Origin of the sequence: Streptomyces ipomoeae 91-03, from assembly GCF_000317595.1 — a bacterium.
Taxonomy (GTDB): domain Bacteria; phylum Actinomycetota; class Actinomycetes; order Streptomycetales; family Streptomycetaceae; genus Streptomyces; species Streptomyces ipomoeae.
The window spans coordinates 1-17,207 of sequence record NZ_AEJC01000462.1 but is presented as its reverse complement, the minus strand read 5'-3'; the positions used below and the strand labels follow the sequence as shown (position 1 = coordinate 17,207).

Genomic DNA, 17,207 nt, shown 5'->3' with positions numbered 1-17,207 from the left:
CGCCAATAAGAGACCGGACCACCCCTCAGCCTGGACAGCAATCCGGGGTGGTCCGGTCCTGGAATCCCTGGTCAGGACCCCGGTGCCGATGGTATCGGGGCGGTCGGCGTGCTCGAATGCGGGTGCGGCTGCAACCCCCTTTCGCTGTTGCCGAGTTAGAGAGGGTCACTGTTGCGGTCTGGTCGACCGAATCCACGTTCTGACCTGCGCCACCGAAAGTCAGTGGACATCACCAGCCTCAGTACGCCCTCGGTGGTGCGGACGGCGCTCGACGCGCTGAGCCTGAAGATGGACGGCACGCCCGCAGCAGAGAACACGGTGAAGCGTAAGCTGCTCATCTTCAGCAACTGTCTGCGGTACGCCGTAGAGCGAGAATTGTTGCCGTCTCTGCCACTGGAGAAGGTCGACTGGGCGCCGCCCGAGTCTGACGACGAGATCGACTTTCGGTATGTCCCTGGCCCCAAGCTGGCCAAGGCACTCATCCATGCAGTCAGCGAACAGGGCGATCGGGGACGACACCTGAAGGCGTTCTTCGGCTGCCTGTACTACGCGGCCAACCGCCCGGGTGAGGCCACCAACCTCCGTGAGGAGGACTTCACCCTTCCCGAAGAAGGCTGGGGCGAAGTCCTGCTATCTCAGAGCACGCCCCGCGTGGGCTCTGGCTGGACCGATACGGGGGAGTCGTTCGACACGCGCGGCCTCGAGAAGCGGGCCCGGAAGGCGACTCGGCCGGTGCCGATCCCGCCAGTTCTGGTGCGCATGATCCGCGAACACATCAAGGAGTTCGGCACCGCCGAGGACGGCCGACTCTTCCGCGCGGTACAGGGCGGCCACCTGCTGTCCAAGGACTACGGAGAGCTTTGGCAGGCTGTCCGCCTCGCCGTTCTCACAGAGTCCGAAGCGACCACGCCGCTGGCGGACGTGCCGTACTCCCTGCGCCACGCGGGCGTCTCCCTCTGGCTTGAGTCCGGCGTCGCACCGGCCGAAGTTGCCCGTCGCGCGGGGCACAGCATCGCTGTCCTGTTCCGCTTCTACGCCAAGGCCATTCACCACAGTCAGCAGCGCGCGAATGAACAGATCCAACGCGCTCTTGAGGCTGCCGAGGAGTAGAGGACGCAGATCCGGCCAGCCACTGAGGCGCCACCCCGTTGCAAAAGGGTGGCGCTTCGTCACCAGGGATCCGCACCGACTAACAAACGGTCATGAGCTCGTCAAACGATCACCGTAGCGCGCGGCCCGCGTGGTGCTCAGCAACGACGGGCGGCACCGCCGGACCGACCGGTGGTGCCGCCTCGTGTCCCGCCCCCGCGCCGAGATGGGTGGGCAGGGATCAACGGCTCAGCCGTTGCCGCCCCTGCACCGGTTGGCGGCGTTGCAGCCCCGGTGGTATTCGTTCGCCTGGATCGGCGGGATGTTCAGGCCCGTGTCCCAGTCGAGGTTGGCACCCGGGTCAGCGATCGGGTTGTAGTGGAAGTTGCGGTTGTAGTTGGGGTTGGCCACCCAGCGTTCGTGGCGGAAGGTGAGGCTCTGCAGCTGGAGCAAGCTGCCGGCCGCCCGCGCCTCCATGTGGTAGATGTGCACGCCGGTGATTGCCTGGGGCGGAATCCTGCGGAAGAAGGCCCACTCGTCCTGGCTCCGGTAGGTGTTGTACATGCTGGGGCTCCCACGGAGCTGTTCGGGCACGTGCAGGACGACGTTCGCGAACTGCGGGTTGATCGTGTAGACAAAGGTCCTGGCCTCGACCACCGCGTGCGCGCAGTGCGAGGTGACGAGCCATCCGATGACAGGGATGTTCTGGCCGATCGTCCACCCCGCTCCCTGGCAGCGCGGCTGACGGGCGGCGGCGTCGAGGTTGTTGATTCCCTGGCTCCGCGCGAACTGCTCCGCCACGCTCTGCGAACCCGACGTGGAAATGTAGCCGCTGTTGTGGGCCCGGTCTCCGTGCACATGGGCCTGGAGGTCGTAGTTCGTTCCCCGGGACCAGAAGCCGCTGTTGAAGATGTCGTTCGGGTGCCGGGAGTCACCGCGGTAGACCACACCGGGCAGCTGGCCCTGGTTCAGCGAGGCGCCGGTCTCGTTCTGCGCGATCGCGGAACCGGCGTTCGTCACGAGCGCGCCGCTGACGACCAGCGCCACCAGCAGGAACTGCAGGACGAGCTGGAAGGGCTTCGGCAGCAGACGCCGTGTGCGCGATCGCGGCGCCCCCTGCTCGGGGGCCGCCACGGTGTGTGAGTGGGACATACGTGGTTCTCCAGTGCTCGGTCTGCCGGACCCGGGGATCCGGCCTGAACAACACCGAGACTGGCGAGGAGAAGATTGATTCGCACCCCCTTCCACCAGGGAAATCAATTCCGCGCGGGTGAGGGGTTTGATTCGCGGGAGGGGGGTCGTTTCGCGGACCGTTCCAGCCGTACCTGGCGGACCTTACGTACCTGGGACGTGGCCGCCCACCGCCGCTCCTTTCGGTCTACGACACCGGGGCCGGCGGAGGCATGAAGTGTGAGGCCGGCCGCCATCGCTACCTGCGGCCGACCAAGGCACCACCCCGCCAAATCAGGAGTGGGTGGCACCTTGGTCATTCGCCCCAGTACTCCGGGTCGGCCCCGGATCGAGAGCAGCCGTCCAGGCACCCGCGCATCCAGAGATCGACGTGCCCATGAGCATCCGAGTCGTCCGGATCGGGTTTGTTACTGGTGCAGTACTCCTTCATCTGCTGCTGCGACGGTACCGAGGTGGGATCCGGCCAATGCTCCGAGTAGTCAAGATCAGTTTCAAAGCCTGTCCGGTAGGTAAGGTGAGGGTCGTCGCCGCTACCGCAAGACGTAAGGGCAAGTAGGGCGGCAGCCAGGGCGATTAGGACATGTTTTCGCATACGCCCTGTACCTCCGCCGCAATCCCGGGTATCGCCTGCCCGGAGTCACGGGTGCCGATGTCTCTCCAGATCGCTACGGGCCTCCGTGGACCACGACACCGCCTGGCCCTCCGCTGATCTGCTGATTCTCTCCGGGTGGTGGTCCACGCCTGGTCCACACGCAGTGATCCAAAACGCGGCAGGGCCGGATCAAGGTGAGACAGGCGTCATGCAGAAGGGGCGCCCCCCACCGAGGAACACCCTTACTGACCAGCACGTCTCTGACCTGCGGAGGCGGTGGGATTCGAACCCACGGTGACGCTCTCACGCCACTACGGTTTTCAAGACCGTTCCCTTGGGCCGCTCGGGCAACCCACCTGAGCCCCGCCGACCAGCGGCGGAGCGGCTACAGACTACCGGCTGCGTTCATGATCATGGGATGGCGGCCCGCAACGTATCCACAGCGAGCGCAGTGAGAGGTTACAACTGTGGTCGAGGGAGGGGGCCCATGAAGCCGGAGACCTTGATCTCTGTGTCGGCGACCGTCATAGCACTCGCTTCGCTCTGGGTGAGCTTGGCACAGACGAGAAGCATTCAGACGCACAATCGGCAGTCGGTGAGACCGCTCCTGAAGATCCGGCGGGTGAAGAACTTCGAAGCGTCACGGACGGGGATCCAGGTCGTCAACGCCGGTCTCGGGCCCGCCATAGTGACCACGACCATCGTGCGGCTGGACGGCGAGACGGTCGGCGAGTGGGACCGGAAGACCTACCGGCGCCTCATGGACGGGCCGCCGGTGTGGCCGAAGGTCTCAACGCTCACAGAAGGTGTTCCCGTACTCACCGGCCAGGTGCTGCACCTGCTGTTCCTCGATGACTTCGACTCGGATGAACACGCCTGGTTCTGGACGCTCGTCAGTGAGCGCCTGTCGATCGAGATCTTCTACGAGTCGCTGTACGGCGGCGAGAACTTCAGGGCCGTACTGAAACCACGGGAGGACGCCCAGGCCTGATGCCGACCTGCCCCCGTCCCGCCCCCGCAGCCGGTGGCCAAGGGGACGGGACGAACCATCGGTGGTGGAACCGGCTCAGCTGTCGCCCTCGCGTTCGCCCAGGGTGACCTCCGCCGTGTGGGTCTTGCCGTCGCGCGTGTACGTGAGGGTGACCTTGTCACCGGGGAGGTGGGTCCAGATCTCGCCGATGAGGGTGGGGCCGCTGTCGATGACTCGGTCGTCGAGCTTGGTGATGACGTCGCCGGGCTTGAGGCCGGCCTTGTCGGCGGGGCCGCCCGGGGTGATGGAGGCCGAGTTGCCCTCGCCCGACTCCGTGATCTTCGCGCCGCCGGTGCCCTCCTCGAGGGAGACCGACGCGCCGATCACCGGGTAGACCGGCTTGCCCGTCCTGATCAGTTGCTGGGCCACGTTCTTCGCCTGGTTGATCGGGATCGCGAAGCCCAGGCCGATCGAACCCGCCTGGCCGGAGCCGAAGCCGCCGTTGCTCGCGGACTGGATCGCCGAGTTGATGCCGATGACGTTGCCCTGGGCGTCGAGGAGAGGGCCACCGGAGTTGCCCGGGTTGATCGACGCGTCGGTCTGCAGGGCGCTCATGTACGACGCCTTGCTGCCGGAGGAGCCGTCGCTGGAGGCCACCGGGCGGTTCTTGGCACTGATGATGCCCGTGGTGACCGTGTTGGACAGACCGAAGGGAGCGCCGATCGCGATCGTGGAGTCGCCCACGGCCACCTTGTCGGAGTCGCCGAGGGTCAGCGGCTTGAGGTCCGTCGGCGCGTTCTTCAGCTTGATGACGGCGACGTCGTAGCCCTGCGCGTGGCCGACCACCTCGGCGTCGTACTTCTTGCCGTTCGGGAAGGTCGCCGTCACCTTGCCGCCGTCGACCGCCTCCGCCACCACGTGGTTGTTGGTGACGATGTGGCCTTCCTTGTCGAACACGAAGCCGGTACCCGTACCGCCCTCGCCGTCACTGCCGGCCGCCTCGATGGTGACCGTGCTCGGCAGCGCGGCAGCCGCCACCGCGGCGACCGTACCGGACGCGCGCTTGACGTCGCCGCCGCTCTGGGAGGCCGAGACGGTCGTGGAGCCGGTGGAGGTGTCGTTGCGGTCGGCCAGGGAGTAGCCGATGCCACCGCCGACGCCGCCCGCCACCAGCGCGGCCACCAGGACCGCCGCGATCAGACCGCCACGCCTGCCGCCCGCCGGCTTGGGCGCCGGCTGCTGGGCCTGCTGCCACGAGGAACCCCAGCCGCCACCGGGGCCACCGGCACCGCCAGGACCGCCGGGCGCACCGGCACCCCCCGCGCCACCGCCGTCCGCGTGGGCGGCGCCCTCCCCGTACGCACCGCTGCCCGCGTACGACGGGACCGCGGGCGGTGCCGGAGGCGGCCAGCCGGCGTCGGGCGCGGAGGACCCGCCCGTCGCGCCCGGCACCTGTCCGTAGCCACCCGGCTGCGGGGCCTGGCCATGTCCCTGCCCGGCCGCCGCTGCCGCGTATCCCGGCGCCCCTGCGGACACCAGCTCCGGCTGCGGCTGCACCGCGGTCGGCTGCTCCGAGGCCGTCGGCGGTTCCGCGACCGCCGGCTGCACGGCCGTCGGCGCCTCCGGCGCGGTCGCCGGGGCCGCCGGGACCGGGGCCGTCGGCTCATTGTCAGCGGTGGTGCCCGCGGGAGCCCCCGCGGTGGCGCCCGCACCTGCCTCGGCCGTGCCGGCCGCGCTCGGCTCGGGGGCCGGGGTCGGCGCGGAGGCAGCGGGAGTTTCCACCGGCACGGGAGGTGCGGACGGGGCGGGGGGTACCGCGTTGCCCTCGTTCTCGGTGCTCACAGCTCTTCTCCTCGGTCCACGGCGGTCACCTGTCGACGGTCGACTTTCCTTGGTCGCACACCAGACTGTGTACGAGTTTTGTATGCGGTCAGCTTTTCCCACGAGCCGTCAGGGCACCATAAGCGGTGTCTGTGGGTCTGGGGTCATCCTTTATAACGGATCAATAAGACAAACGACTCACGTTACCCGGTCTGACGCGGTGCCGACGCCGTCGTACGACGTCACCGCCCCACGCGTACCCCGCCACGGTGGCACCATGACGCGGTGACCCACGCACGACAGCTCCCGATTCAGGTCGTCGCCCACCGCGGTGCCTCCGAAGAGGCCCCGGAGCACACCCTGGCCGCGTACAAGAAAGCCATCGAGGACGGCGCCGACGCCCTCGAATGCGATGTCCGGCTGACCGCGGACGGCCACCTCGTCTGTGTGCACGACCGACGCGTCAACCGTACGTCGAACGGCCGCGGCGCGGTCTCCGCCCTGGAACTCGCCGATCTGGCCGCCCTCGACTTCGGCTCCTGGAAGAACGGCGACGAGGCCCCCGACTGGGAGGTCACCCCCGAGGACCGGGCGGACACCTCCGTCCTCACGCTTGAACGCCTGCTCGAACTCGTCGCCGACGCGGGGCGCCGGGTGGAGCTGGCCATCGAGACCAAGCACCCCACGCGCTGGGCGGGGCAGGTCGAGGAGCGGCTGCTGGTGCTGCTGAAGCGGTTCGGGCTGGACACACCGGAGTCGCCCGGCGCCTCACCGGTACGGATCATGAGCTTCTCGGCGCGCTCGCTGCAGCGCGTCCGGACCGCGTCCCCGACGCTGCCGACCGTCTATCTGATGCAGTTCGTCTCGCCCCGGCTGCGCGACGGACGACTGCCGGCCGGTGTCCGGATCGCGGGTCCCTCCATCAGGATCGTGCGCAACCACCCCGCGTACATCGAGCGCCTGAAGCGGGCCGGCCACCGGGTGCACGTGTGGACCGTGAACGAACCCCAGGACGTCGATCTCTGCGTCGAACTCGGCGTCGACGCCATCATCACCAACCGCCCCCGCGCGGTCCTCGACCAACTCGGCCGCTGACGAACGCGCCACCCGCCCGTCCTCCGGGACCACACCCCAGGCAGACCACTCCGAAACCACCGCAAATCCGCCTCGAACGCACCCGCCCACCACCCCTCCGAACACGCCGCTGTTCACACCTGCGAGCACCCCGCCGAGCCCACGACGGCCTCGCACCCCCGTCGCGCGACCTCGTCCGGAGGTAAGAATTCCGCCAAGAAGGCCAAACCGAGCCCAAGGCCAAGTCGGGATATTAGGGGCGAAATTCAGCCAGTCCATCACGGGGAGTGCACCGGCGCGTTCGGTCCGTATTCGATCGTTAAGAGTGCGTCAGAGCACGTCTGTTGGCCGGTTTCCAGTCCAGTCCAATGGGGCATTCACACCGTGGCGTGGGGCGAAGGAGGTCTCGGGGGTGGCGTTGGTGGTGGCACAGGAGGTGCCCACGTCGTCGAGCATGGCCGTACCCCATGGCCCTGCGGGCGTGGGGGAAGCAAGGCACCGCATGCGTGATCAGTTGCGCGACGGAGGTGTGGCGGAATCGGTCATCGACGATGCCCTACTGATCCTTTCCGAACTACTGAGCAACGCCTGCAAACACGGCAGACCCCTCGGTGACGCCCTGGCCGGTGACGGCGATGTGCGATGTTCCTGGCGCGTGGACGCGTCGGGGCGACTCACGGTCGAGGTCACGGACGGCGGTGGTCCGACCCGCCCCGTTCCGTCCACGCCCTCGGTCACCGCACACGGCGGCCGCGGGCTGAACATCGTCACGGCACTGGCCCACGACTGGGGCGTACGGGACGACGCCCGGGGCGAGGTCACCGTCTGGGTCGTCGTCCAGGACGACGTACGCCACGCCCGTCGACGGGACGACTTCGCCACCCGCATCACCGCACCGTCCGTCTCCACGATCCCCGGCCTGGACTTCGCGGACGCCTTCGAGGACATGGACTGACCGACCGAACGGTCACAACCGGACCGGCGGCCACTCCGACCAACCTGGCTGAACCACCGGTTCCGGGACGACTCGGTGCGTTGTCCACAGGGTCCCGTCATGCGTCGTACGAGCGGCTAGGCTCGCGCCAGTACGAGACGAGCCGTGATCGGGAGACACCCACGATGGCCAAGAAGCGACCCCAAACGAAGGCCAAGCGCCCGCAGAGCACCGGCGGAGGCAGCGCCGTCGGCGCCGATGGGCAGGTCCCGGTCGTCGGCGCGCGCGAGCAGTGCCCGTGCGGCAGCGGCCGCCGGTACAAGGCCTGTCACGGCCGGGCCGCCGCCCAGGCGGTGACGGAGCTGGTGCAGCGTCCCTTCGAGGGGCTGCCCGGCGAGTGCGACTGGGTCGCGCTGCGCGAGCTGGTGCCCGCCGCCACCGTCGAGCTGAAGCTGAAGGACGCGCTCCCGGAGGGCGTCCCCTCGGTCACGCTCGCCACCGTCCTGCCGATGGCGTGGCCCGCGCTGCGCCGCGACGACGGCTCGGTGCTGCTCGGCCTGCAGAACGACACGTCGTCGGGCGACATCAGCCGCGACCTCGCCGACACCCTCCAGCGCGCCCTCGTCGCCGAACCGGGGACTCCGGTTCAGGGCCGGCGCGCCCCGGCCGACGGTCCGCGACTGCAGGATCTGCTCGACCCCGAAGGCACGTTCGAGCCAGTTGTGCACACGGGCTTCGAGTTCTGGGTCCCGGATTCGGAGAACGCCGCTCCGGAGGTCACCGCCTCCCTGGAGCGGGCCAACTCGGCGGCCATCCCGACCGTGAAGCTCTCCGGCGTCGACGCGGCGTACTGGTGCGAGACCCCCGACAAGAACCACCTGCGGTGGGTCATGCCGCACCCGGAGGAGCGGCTTCTGGACGCTCTCGCGCGACTGCACGCGGCGGGCCGCTCCAGCCTCGGTGAGGGCACCCGTCTGGTGGGCTCCTTCCGTGCTCACGGGCTCACGGTGCCCGTCTGGGACCTTCCCAGCGGGGTCGGCGCGGACGACGTCGAGAAGCCGGCGGCCGAGTTCGCCGAGCGGCTCGCCGCCGCCCTGACGGAGGAGGCTCCGCTCACCGCGGACGAGCGTCGGGCGCGCGGCGGACTCACCAACCGGCAGGTCACGCTGAGCTGACGCGGGGCCCGAGTGGGTGTGACCGTCAGGTGATCGAGACCTTGCGTATGTGGTGACTCCTGTCACAACTTCCCTACGTGACAAGCAAATTCGTGTCTGAATAGCCGAGATCGAATTTGCGAAGCGCCGATCTCTTGTTACGGTTCCATTAGCCCGGTTGCTGGTGCATCCCCCGTCGCCAGCAACCGGGTCTTTTCATGCCCGGATTCGGGAGCCCCACCGCTGGACGGAACCGCCCTCGGCGTCAACACCCCTACGGAAGCGCGGAGTTGCTCCCGGAGCGCAGCAGCAGCGGTCCGCGCCCGTCGGGCGCGGCGAACTCCGCCACGGCGCTGTACGCCCCCCTCTCGCCCCGCATACGCTCCCTCGGCGTCTCGCACGCCCCCGGCTCGTCCTCCGCGCCCACGGCGCAGTGCACACGTACGGTGCGCCCGCCGGGCGCCATCACGCTGAGGACCGAACTCAACTCCCGCCCCGTCGCGTTGCGGTAGTACGTGCGGGCCCAGGTCTCCTCGCCCCGCGTGAGGACACATGTCTGCGCCTCGATGCCGTCGGGGGAGGTGAGTTCCGGACCGCAGCGGGCGGCCGTCGCGATGCCGAGGTCCAGCAGCATGCGCGAGTCCGCGGTGTCCTCCACCACGCCGGCGTCACCCGCGTCCCGCTCGTCCGCCGCGCCCGCCTTCGGGTCGCCGAGCCCGGAAGAAGCCCCGTCGGCCCCGCCCGCACGCTCGTCGGCCCCGCCCTCGTGCTCATGGGTCCCGCTCCCGCGCCCGGCGGCCTCACCGGCGTGCTCGGCGCCGCGAGCGTGTTCCGAGGTGTGTACGTCGTCGACCGGGCCGGCGGATGCCACGAGGGGTACGGCGAGGGCGAACGCCACCGCGACGCTCAGCCCGACGAGCCGGAGCAGGCGCGGATCCCGGGGATCGGGCCCGCCGCGCGCCGGCCCGGGTGCCCGGTGGCTACGGAGCGGGGAAACACTGTGCCGGCCGCGCGGCGACGGGGCTCCATGGCCCCCGGGAAGACGCTGCATGTGCGGAAGATAACGACCGACCGGCGCCGCCCGGTCCCCCGCGCGCCGGGCGGGCTCAGAACTCGGGCGCGCTCACACCCGTACGAGTGAGGGCGTCGACGACCGCGTCCACCACGGCCTCGACGTCGGGGACCCAGGGCGCGGCCGAGCCGGGCAGTGGGGCGCGTTCCCAGCGGACGAGGCCGTGGCCGGTCTCGGAGGGGGGCAGGGCCAGATAGCCGCCCTCGCCGTGGAAGCGGAGGGAGCCGGGCACGAAGTCCTTGGCGTAGAGCAGTTCGCCCAGCTGTTCCATGGAGTACGGCGCGACGAGGATCGCCCAGCGGTGCGGGGCCGCGACGACGGGGCCGAGGCGCATTCCGGTGCGGTCGAGCGCGGCGAGGGCACGGGAGGCGGCGAGGGCCGGCAGACTCACCGCGCAGGGAGCCTTGCCTCCGGTGGCCAGCACGATGGGCGCGGTGGGCCGGTTGGTCCACCACCAGCGGATCATGCGCTCATCCGTGGTGGCGGCGAGCAGACCGGGGTCGAAGGGATGAGCGCCGGGCACCACGCACTCCGGGTCCGGGCAACCGCAGCGGGCGTTGCCCTGCGGGTCCGGCGCCACGCCCGGGAGTACGGGCCACTGCCATTCCTTCGCGAACGTCAGGGCCTGCTCAAGAAGCTCGGGCCTCCCGCCGTTGCGCTTGGACAGGAGCCTGCGCCGCCTTCCGGGAATCTCGCGCATGAGCGCTCGTCCTTTCCGTTGCACGCATGGCAACACCGTGGATCACATCACAACATGTGCCGTTCACTTCACTGTGCGTACCTGCTGGCGCATCACACCCCTGTCACGGACAAGGGGAACCCCGGTGGATCCGACTCGGTTACGTCCGCGTCCATCGCTTGCGTCGACTTGCGTCTGTCAAAAGCATGGGCATGGCGTGGGGGTGGCGGCGCCTGGCGTTTTGCTGTCCCGCATGTGCTCGCCGCCTCCGCCACAGGAGGATGGGGCTCGGTCGTCGGTGGATAGGACGCCCGGTGCCGTCACCAGGTTCCGGGTGGTCCACCACCCCTGGCCTACACCGAGTACGTACCCATCACGACCGCTGTGACGCTCTGTTGAACAAGGCCAGTCGACCTCAATACACCGCTTCCCACAACACTTTTAAGCCAATTTTGCTTTTTTCAAAGGACTGGACAGGAACTCGACACAAGTCCAACAGAAGCCCAGGCAGCCCCACAGACACCAGATATCCCAACAGGACAATGCTGGACATCTCCTCACGAGTGCGTGTACATGTGGAGACACTGCTAGCGGCGCAAATGACATGGGGGTTTTGCGATGCTTTTCAGCAATACGCACCGGTCGGAAAGCCGGACACCATGAACGCCCCTCACCCTCCGAAAGTGGCTGGAATCGATTCAACGGTTCCCTCCCCCGCACACACTGTCGCGCCGACGTCTGCCTCCCCGGGCGCCCCTTCGGCCACATCCGCCACGCCTTCCACAGCTCCGGAAGCCGCCGGGACGGGCACCGCCCCCGGCACGGTCCTCCAGGACCGGCTCGCCGGCTGGGTCTCCGATCTCACGACGCTGCACGAACTCACCGAGCGCCTGACCCGCACGGACTCACTCGACAGCGCGCTGAGGGAGGTGCTGAGCGCCGGAGCCGCCCTGGTCGGCGCCCGGCGCGGACTCCTCGTCCTGGAGCCGACCGACGGCCTCGGTCCGCGCACCACCATCGGCCTCGGCCTCGGCCGCGCCGATCTCGGCCACATCGAGACCGTGCCGCGCAGCTCCCTGCCGTACGGCCGCATCCTCGACGGACTGCCGGGCGGCGACCGCGAGATCGCCCAGCCCGACCTGCTCGCCGAGGACGGACTCGACCCCCGGCACCGCGAGGTGGCCGCCCGGCTCGGCTTCGCCGCGAGCTACTCGCTGCCCCTGTCGGCCGAAGGTTCTGCCGAAGGGCCCGCCAGGGCGTCCACCGATACATCGGCCAAGATGTCCGCCAAGACATCCACCAAGACGCCCGCCGGTGTCACGGGCCGGCTGGGCGCCGCCGTCTGGCTGTACGACGAGCCCGCCGAGCCGGTCGAACGGCAGCGGCACCTGGTCGGGCTGTACGCGCGGTACGCCGCCGAGCACCTGGCGCGGATCGTCGAAGTCGAGCGCACGCGCGCGTGCATGGCGACGATCGCCGAGGAACTGCTGCCCTCCCGGCTGCCCCGGGTCACCGGCGTCCAGCTCGCCGCCCGGCACCGCACCGGGCCGGGTGGCGGCGGTGACTGGTACGACGCGCTGCCGCTGCCCGACGCCGCGCTCGGCCTCGCGGTCGGCTCGGTGACCGGGTCCGGGCCCAGCGCGATCGCCGCGATGGGACGGCTGCGGGCCTCGCTGCGGGCGTACGCGGTGATGGAAGGAGAGGACCCCGTCGCCGTCCTCTCCGACCTGGAGCTGCTGCTCCGTCTCACCGAGCCCGCCCGCAGCGCCACGGCCCTGTTCGCCTACGTCGAGCCCGCGCTGCGCAAGGTCACCCTCGCCGGGGCCGGGCACAGCCCGCCGCTGCTGATCGGCGAACGGCGCACCGAGTACGTGGAGACGTCCCTGTCGGCGCCGCTCGGCATGCTGGCCTGCTGGGAGGCGCCGAGCGTCGAACTGACCGCCGAGCCGGGAGAAACCGTCCTGCTGTACACCGACGGCCTCCTCCAGCGCACCGGGGACCCCGTCGACCGCGCCTTCGCCCGCCTCCAGGCCACCGCGGCCGGCGTCCCCCGATCCCTGCGCACCGACCCCGGCGCCATCGCCGACCATGTGCTCCGCAGCATGCTGCCGGACGAGCGCGATGTGGAGGCACGTTCCGGTCGAGCGAGGACGAGGCCAGGGGAGGGCGGCACGGAGGACGTGGTGCTGCTGGCGGCGCGGTTCGAGTGACGTCGCGGTGACCACCGGTGAGTGGTCGTCCTACGCCCCTGGGCCCCTCCCCGTACGACCGTACGATGGGCGGGGTCCAGTGCCGTATCTAGGAGGATGACCGTGGCGGACGAGCTCGAGCCGGCGATCCCGGAGACCGAGGTCACCGAAGCCGAGGAGCCGATCAAGCAGCGCAAGAACGGCCTGTACCCGGAAGTGTCCGACGAGCTGGCCGAGAACATGAAGACGGGCTGGGCCGACACCGAGCTGCACGGCCTGGAGCCGGTCCCCCAGGCCGTCGAGACCGCCGCCCGCCGCGCCGCGCTCTCCGCCCGCTTCCCCGGCGAACGCCTGGTGATCCCCTCCGGCAATCTGAAGACCCGCTCGAACGACACCGAGTACCCCTTCCGGGCGTCGGTCGAGTACGCGTACCTCACGGGCAACCAGACCGAGGACGGCGTACTGGTGCTGGAGCCGGTGGGCGACGGCCACGAGGCGACCATCTACCTCCTGCCGCGCTCCGACCGCGAGAACGGCGAGTTCTGGCTCTCCGGCCAGGGCGAACTGTGGGTCGGACGGCGGCACTCCCTCGCCGAGGCCGAGCAGCTGTACGGCATCCCGGCCGCCGACGTGCGCGAGCTGGCCGACAAGCTGCGCGCGGCCACGGGTCCCGTACGGGTCGTACGCGGCCACGACGCCGGTATCGAGGCCGCGCTGACCGACAAGGTGACCGGCGAGCGCGACGAGGAGCTGCGGGTCTTCCTCTCCGAGATGCGACTGGTCAAGGACGCGTTCGAGATCGGCGAGCTGCAGAAGGCGGTCGACTCGACCGTGCGCGGCTTCGAGGACGTCGTACGCGTGCTCGACAAGGCCGAGGCGACCTCGGAGCGCTACATCGAGGGAACGTTCTTCCTGCGTGCCCGCGTGGAGGGCAACGATGTCGGCTACGGCTCCATCTGCGCCGCCGGCCCGCACGCCTGCACGCTCCACTGGGTCCGCAACGACGGTCCCGTGCGCTCGGGCGATCTGCTCCTGCTGGACGCCGGCGTCGAGACGCACACGTACTACACCGCCGACGTCACGCGCACGCTGCCGATCAACGGCACGTACAGCGAGATCCAGCGGAAGATCTACGACGCCGTGTACGACGCCCAGGAGGCCGGGATCGCGGCGGTCAAGCCCGGCGGCAAGTACCGCGACTTCCACGACGCCGCGCAGCGGGTGCTGGCCGAGCGGCTGGTGGAGTGGGGCTTGGTGGAAGGGCCGGTCGAGCGGGTGCTGGAGCTCGGCCTGCAGCGGCGCTGGACCCTGCACGGGACCGGGCACATGCTCGGCATGGACGTCCACGACTGCGCCGCCGCGCGGACCGAGACGTATGTGGACGGTGTCCTGGAGCCGGGGATGGTGCTGACCGTGGAGCCCGGGTTGTACTTCCAGGCGGACGATCTGACTGTGCCGGAGGAGTACCGGGGGATCGGCGTCCGGATCGAGGACGACATCCTGGTGACGGACGACGGCAACCGAAACCTCAGCGCCGCGCTGCCGCGACGCTCCGCTGAGGTCGAGCTGTGGATGGCTTCGCTGAGGGGTGCGCGGGGTTGAGCCGACCGGGCGCCCAAGAGCTCGGGGGCTGGTCGCCCCCGTGCCCTGAAGGGGCGCGGGGAACTGCGTGAGCAACCCCCACCCAGCGGCAGCCAAAGAACCGGCCCCGAATCCCCAGCGGTGGTCCGGGGGCGGCAGCCCCCAGGAAGGCGGGGCCGAAGGGGCAGCCGCCTCTGAGTGGGGGAGGGAACGGGTAGGGGCGGCGGGGGCGGAATCCCCTAGATCGGGAGCGCGTCGGCGAAGAGGGCCCCGGCCAAGAGGGACCCGCTTCCCCTGGGGCTCCACCCCCGGCTCTGGAGGTCCGCGTCGAACGCTGTCAGCGCCTCGCGCCCGGCACCCGTAGCCGTACCCCCCGCTTCCAGGACCCCCCGAGCCCCGGCCTGAACATGGCGGAGCCCATGCGGCCCGGCGGTGTGGAGCAGTTCGGTGTCCTGGAGGGTCGACATGACCGTCAGGAGGGCGTTGAGGCGAGCGTCGGGCTCAGGCGTACCGGCCCGGCGCCCCTTGGCCAGCACCTCAAGTGCCCGCCGCACATGGGGAAATCCGGCCCGCGCCTCCCCCTTGGCCCCGGCCGCACCGTACTTCGCGGAGACCGACGACCCCCGGGAGGGCCGCCGGGGCGCCCGGCGGTCGGGATGGGCGGCGATCTTCTTGGCGGTGGCGGCCAGTTCCCGCCCGCGGGCGCCGGGCTCCAGGGCCGCCGCGGCGACCAGCAGCCCGAGCACCCAGGTGGCACCGCGATGACCGCCCCCGGCGAGTTGCACAGAGTGCTCGGTGCAGCGCCCGATCGCGCCGAGCTCGGCCCGGAGTTCGGGCGTGGCGGCGCCGTTGCGGCGGGCGCAGGCGGCCATGGCCGCGAGGCCGGGCAGAAGGGCCTTCGCCGACCAGCGCAGGGCACGGTGGTCCTGCCGGGTGACACGGGCTCCGAGGTCGCGCGGGTCGGGCAGACCGGGTTTCGGGGCCAGCTCCAACTGCCATGTCAGCGCGGCCACCGCGGCCTGCGCGAGCGTCTCGTCCTCGCGGCTGCTCATGGCCGTACCTTACGAGGCCGACGCCGAAGACGAGGTGCTGTCGGTCGCGGCGTCCGACGGGGCATCCGTCGGGGGCTCGCCCGACGGGGGCGTACCGCCCTCGCCGCCACCACCGCCGCCGGCGCCGGTGTTCTCGGCGTCGGGGTCGATGCCGAGGGTGAGGAAGCCCTTGTAACCCCGGGCCGGGTTGCCCGTCTTCACGGCCTTGAGGGTGAGCAGTCCGCTGGAGGCGCCGCCACCGTCGTACACCATGTCGTCGTCGAGGGTCGTGTAGCTGCCGGTGTGCTGGGAGTAGGGCTCCAGGGTGAAGATCTCCTGGGCGATCTCGTCGTCGAAGAAGAACTGGCCGGTGTAGTTGACCTTGCCGCCCTCGTAGGTGCCGTCCTCCTTCTCGCCGCCGGTGTGCACCTTGACGTGGATATGGCAGGTGCGCGGGGTGTACCAACCGGGGAAGATCGTCTCGAACTTGACGACCCCGTTCGCGTTCGCGATCTGATAGCCGCGCAGGTATGTGGCGTCGTTGGCGGTCGAACCGTCCTCGCTCTCGGCGGGCGCCGAGCCGCCGGGGTTCGCGGTCGTGTAGCCGGAGTAGTAGCCCCAGGCGTCGCAGTGCCAGATCTCCACGGCCGCGCCGGGGACCGGGGTGCAGCCGTCGGTGGCGTCCACGACGGTCAGCCGCAGCGTCAGCGGGACGCCGCTCTTGCCCTCGGTGATGTCCTTCCTGACCAGGGCGCCGTCGAGGTAGTACGGCCCCTCGGTGACGCTCGTCATCAGCGTCATGCACTCGCTGCCGCTGGTGCTCGTCGCCGACGCCGCGGCCGTCGCCTCGGCGGTGGTCGTCGTGTCGTCCGCGAACGCGGTCTGGTAGCCGGCGACCGCGATCCCGCCGGCCGCGACCGTCCCGCCGGTCACCGCGAGAGCGCGGCGCCGGGTGATCGTTTTGCTCTTGTGCATTGCCTGGTTTCCCGTCATGGCAGCGAAGTTATGGACGCGGTCCGTCAACGGACTGGGGTGTGGCTGTGAGGGGGCTGAGAGTGCTGAGAAGGCTGAAGCCGACCGGCCTGTGAGCGATGAAGTCACGGACCGGAACGGGTTGTGGGCCCGCTCGGGGCTCCGGTGTCCGCCCAACCGCCGTACGTCAGGCCCTGGACGAAACGATTCCGCCGTACGGCGGGCCGCGGGTGAGACGGTTCTCACGTTTGCCGTCCCGCATGCTGACGAGGCTTGTGTTGCCTTCCGGAGCACCCCTCGGCGTCGGCTATGTTCTGCTCGCGATCAGCGGCTGACCGAACATTCGGCGCCGTTCGTCTCGTCGGCCGCGAAACTTTCCCGTGGCTGGTACCTCAACGAGCGATTCCTGTCGGCATCTGGTTGATTGAGCCGCAAGACTCCGTAACTCCGTCAGTTCCCACGCACAGATTGCTGAGGTCTCCATGAACGCATCCCTCGACCCCACGGCCGCCCAGGAAGGGACCCCGGCCGCCGTCGGTCCGGAGCGGGTGTCTCTCGTGCAGTTGGCGGCGCGACAGGGCGGCGCGGCCTCGCCCGCCCTGACCCGTGTCGTATCGAACGGCGTCGAACGGAGGGGGCCGGGGCGGGTCGCCGTGGCGGCCTTCCAGTCCTCCGTCTGATCCGGCCGGGCGTCCCCGACTCCCCGAGCCCGGACGCCACCAGCCCGGACGCCACGAGCCGGGGCTCAAAGAGCCGGGACTCAAGGAGCCGCACTTCCGGAGTCGGGGCTCCCGGCTCCGGGACTCCATGAGCGGGAACACCCGGAGTCGGGACTCCCGAGCCGAGGAAGGACAGCAT

General features: G+C 70.0%; 14 protein-coding genes and 1 tRNA gene. 8 read left to right on the top strand and 7 right to left on the bottom strand.

Going from position 1 to position 17,207, the window contains the following annotated elements; translation table 11 throughout:
* The first annotated feature begins 222 nt into the window (after positions 1–222).
* Complete coding sequence (locus STRIP9103_RS30255; protein WP_199790593.1) at positions 223–1,110, top strand: tyrosine-type recombinase/integrase; 888 nt, start codon at positions 223–225, stop codon at positions 1,108–1,110.
* Positions 1,111–1,338: 228 nt separating this feature from the next.
* Here STRIP9103_RS30255 and STRIP9103_RS30250 read toward each other — a convergent pair whose 3' ends face one another.
* Both STRIP9103_RS30250 and STRIP9103_RS30245 read right to left on the bottom strand, forming a co-directional pair.
* Complete coding sequence (locus tag STRIP9103_RS30250; RefSeq protein WP_009326767.1) at positions 1,339–2,241, bottom strand: pertussis toxin, subunit 1; 903 nt, start codon at positions 2,239–2,241, stop codon at positions 1,339–1,341.
* An 899-nt stretch (positions 2,242–3,140) separates the two neighbouring features.
* Positions 3,141–3,228: transfer RNA gene (locus tag STRIP9103_RS30245), tRNA-Ser, on the bottom strand.
* 239 nt (positions 3,229–3,467) lie between these two features.
* On the opposite strand from STRIP9103_RS30245, the gene STRIP9103_RS30240 reads away from it, so the two are divergent.
* On the top strand, positions 3,468–3,863 hold the full coding sequence (locus tag STRIP9103_RS30240) for a hypothetical protein (RefSeq protein WP_234022341.1): 396 nt from the start codon (positions 3,468–3,470) through the stop codon (positions 3,861–3,863).
* A gap of 75 nt (positions 3,864–3,938) precedes the next feature.
* Here the strand turns inward: STRIP9103_RS30240 and STRIP9103_RS30235 are convergent, their stop codons facing one another.
* On the bottom strand, positions 3,939–5,684 hold the full coding sequence (locus tag STRIP9103_RS30235) for a S1C family serine protease (protein WP_009326774.1): 1,746 nt from the start codon (positions 5,682–5,684) through the stop codon (positions 3,939–3,941).
* Between the two features lie 264 nt (positions 5,685–5,948).
* Between STRIP9103_RS30235 and STRIP9103_RS30230 the strand changes: the two genes are divergently transcribed.
* From STRIP9103_RS30230 to STRIP9103_RS30220, 3 genes are all read left to right on the top strand, one after another.
* A complete protein-coding gene (locus tag STRIP9103_RS30230; protein ID WP_009326763.1) occupies positions 5,949–6,758 on the top strand; it encodes a glycerophosphodiester phosphodiesterase in 810 nt (269 codons plus the stop codon).
* Between the two features lie 304 nt (positions 6,759–7,062).
* On the top strand, positions 7,063–7,692 hold the full coding sequence (locus STRIP9103_RS30225) for an ATP-binding protein (protein ID WP_048821263.1): 630 nt from the start codon (positions 7,063–7,065) through the stop codon (positions 7,690–7,692).
* A gap of 164 nt (positions 7,693–7,856) precedes the next feature.
* The gene (locus tag STRIP9103_RS30220) at positions 7,857–8,846 is read left to right on the top strand and encodes a DUF5926 family protein (RefSeq protein WP_009326775.1); all 990 of its coding nucleotides are present in this window, start codon (positions 7,857–7,859) and stop codon (positions 8,844–8,846) included.
* Between the two features lie 253 nt (positions 8,847–9,099).
* Here the strand turns inward: STRIP9103_RS30220 and STRIP9103_RS30215 are convergent, their stop codons facing one another.
* A complete protein-coding gene (locus tag STRIP9103_RS30215; RefSeq protein WP_009326761.1) occupies positions 9,100–9,723 on the bottom strand; it encodes a hypothetical protein in 624 nt (207 codons plus the stop codon).
* 208 nt (positions 9,724–9,931) lie between these two features.
* On the bottom strand, positions 9,932–10,597 hold the full coding sequence (locus tag STRIP9103_RS30210; protein ID WP_009326768.1) for a bifunctional DNA primase/polymerase: 666 nt from the start codon (positions 10,595–10,597) through the stop codon (positions 9,932–9,934).
* A gap of 521 nt (positions 10,598–11,118) precedes the next feature.
* Between STRIP9103_RS30210 and STRIP9103_RS30205 the strand changes: the two genes are divergently transcribed.
* Positions 11,119–12,786 (top strand): SpoIIE family protein phosphatase, encoded by a 1,668-nt coding sequence (locus STRIP9103_RS30205; protein WP_009326766.1) that lies wholly within the window; start codon positions 11,119–11,121, stop codon positions 12,784–12,786.
* Between the two features lie 96 nt (positions 12,787–12,882).
* Positions 12,883–14,367, top strand: a complete 1,485-nt coding sequence (locus STRIP9103_RS30200) for an aminopeptidase P family protein (RefSeq protein ID WP_009326770.1) — start codon at positions 12,883–12,885, stop codon at positions 14,365–14,367.
* Between the two features lie 218 nt (positions 14,368–14,585).
* Here STRIP9103_RS30200 and STRIP9103_RS30195 read toward each other — a convergent pair whose 3' ends face one another.
* Both STRIP9103_RS30195 and STRIP9103_RS30190 read right to left on the bottom strand, forming a co-directional pair.
* Positions 14,586–15,398, bottom strand: coding sequence for a triphosphoribosyl-dephospho-CoA synthase (locus STRIP9103_RS30195; RefSeq protein ID WP_009326776.1), 813 nt, complete (start codon positions 15,396–15,398; stop codon positions 14,586–14,588).
* A 9-nt stretch (positions 15,399–15,407) separates the two neighbouring features.
* Complete coding sequence (locus STRIP9103_RS30190) at positions 15,408–16,352, bottom strand: intradiol ring-cleavage dioxygenase (protein ID WP_009326762.1); 945 nt, start codon at positions 16,350–16,352, stop codon at positions 15,408–15,410.
* Positions 16,353–16,831: 479 nt separating this feature from the next.
* Between STRIP9103_RS30190 and fxsA the strand changes: the two genes are divergently transcribed.
* A complete protein-coding gene (fxsA, locus tag STRIP9103_RS30185; RefSeq protein ID WP_009326765.1) occupies positions 16,832–17,029 on the top strand; it encodes an FxSxx-COOH cyclophane-containing RiPP peptide in 198 nt (65 codons plus the stop codon).
* Positions 17,030–17,207 lie beyond the last annotated feature (178 nt).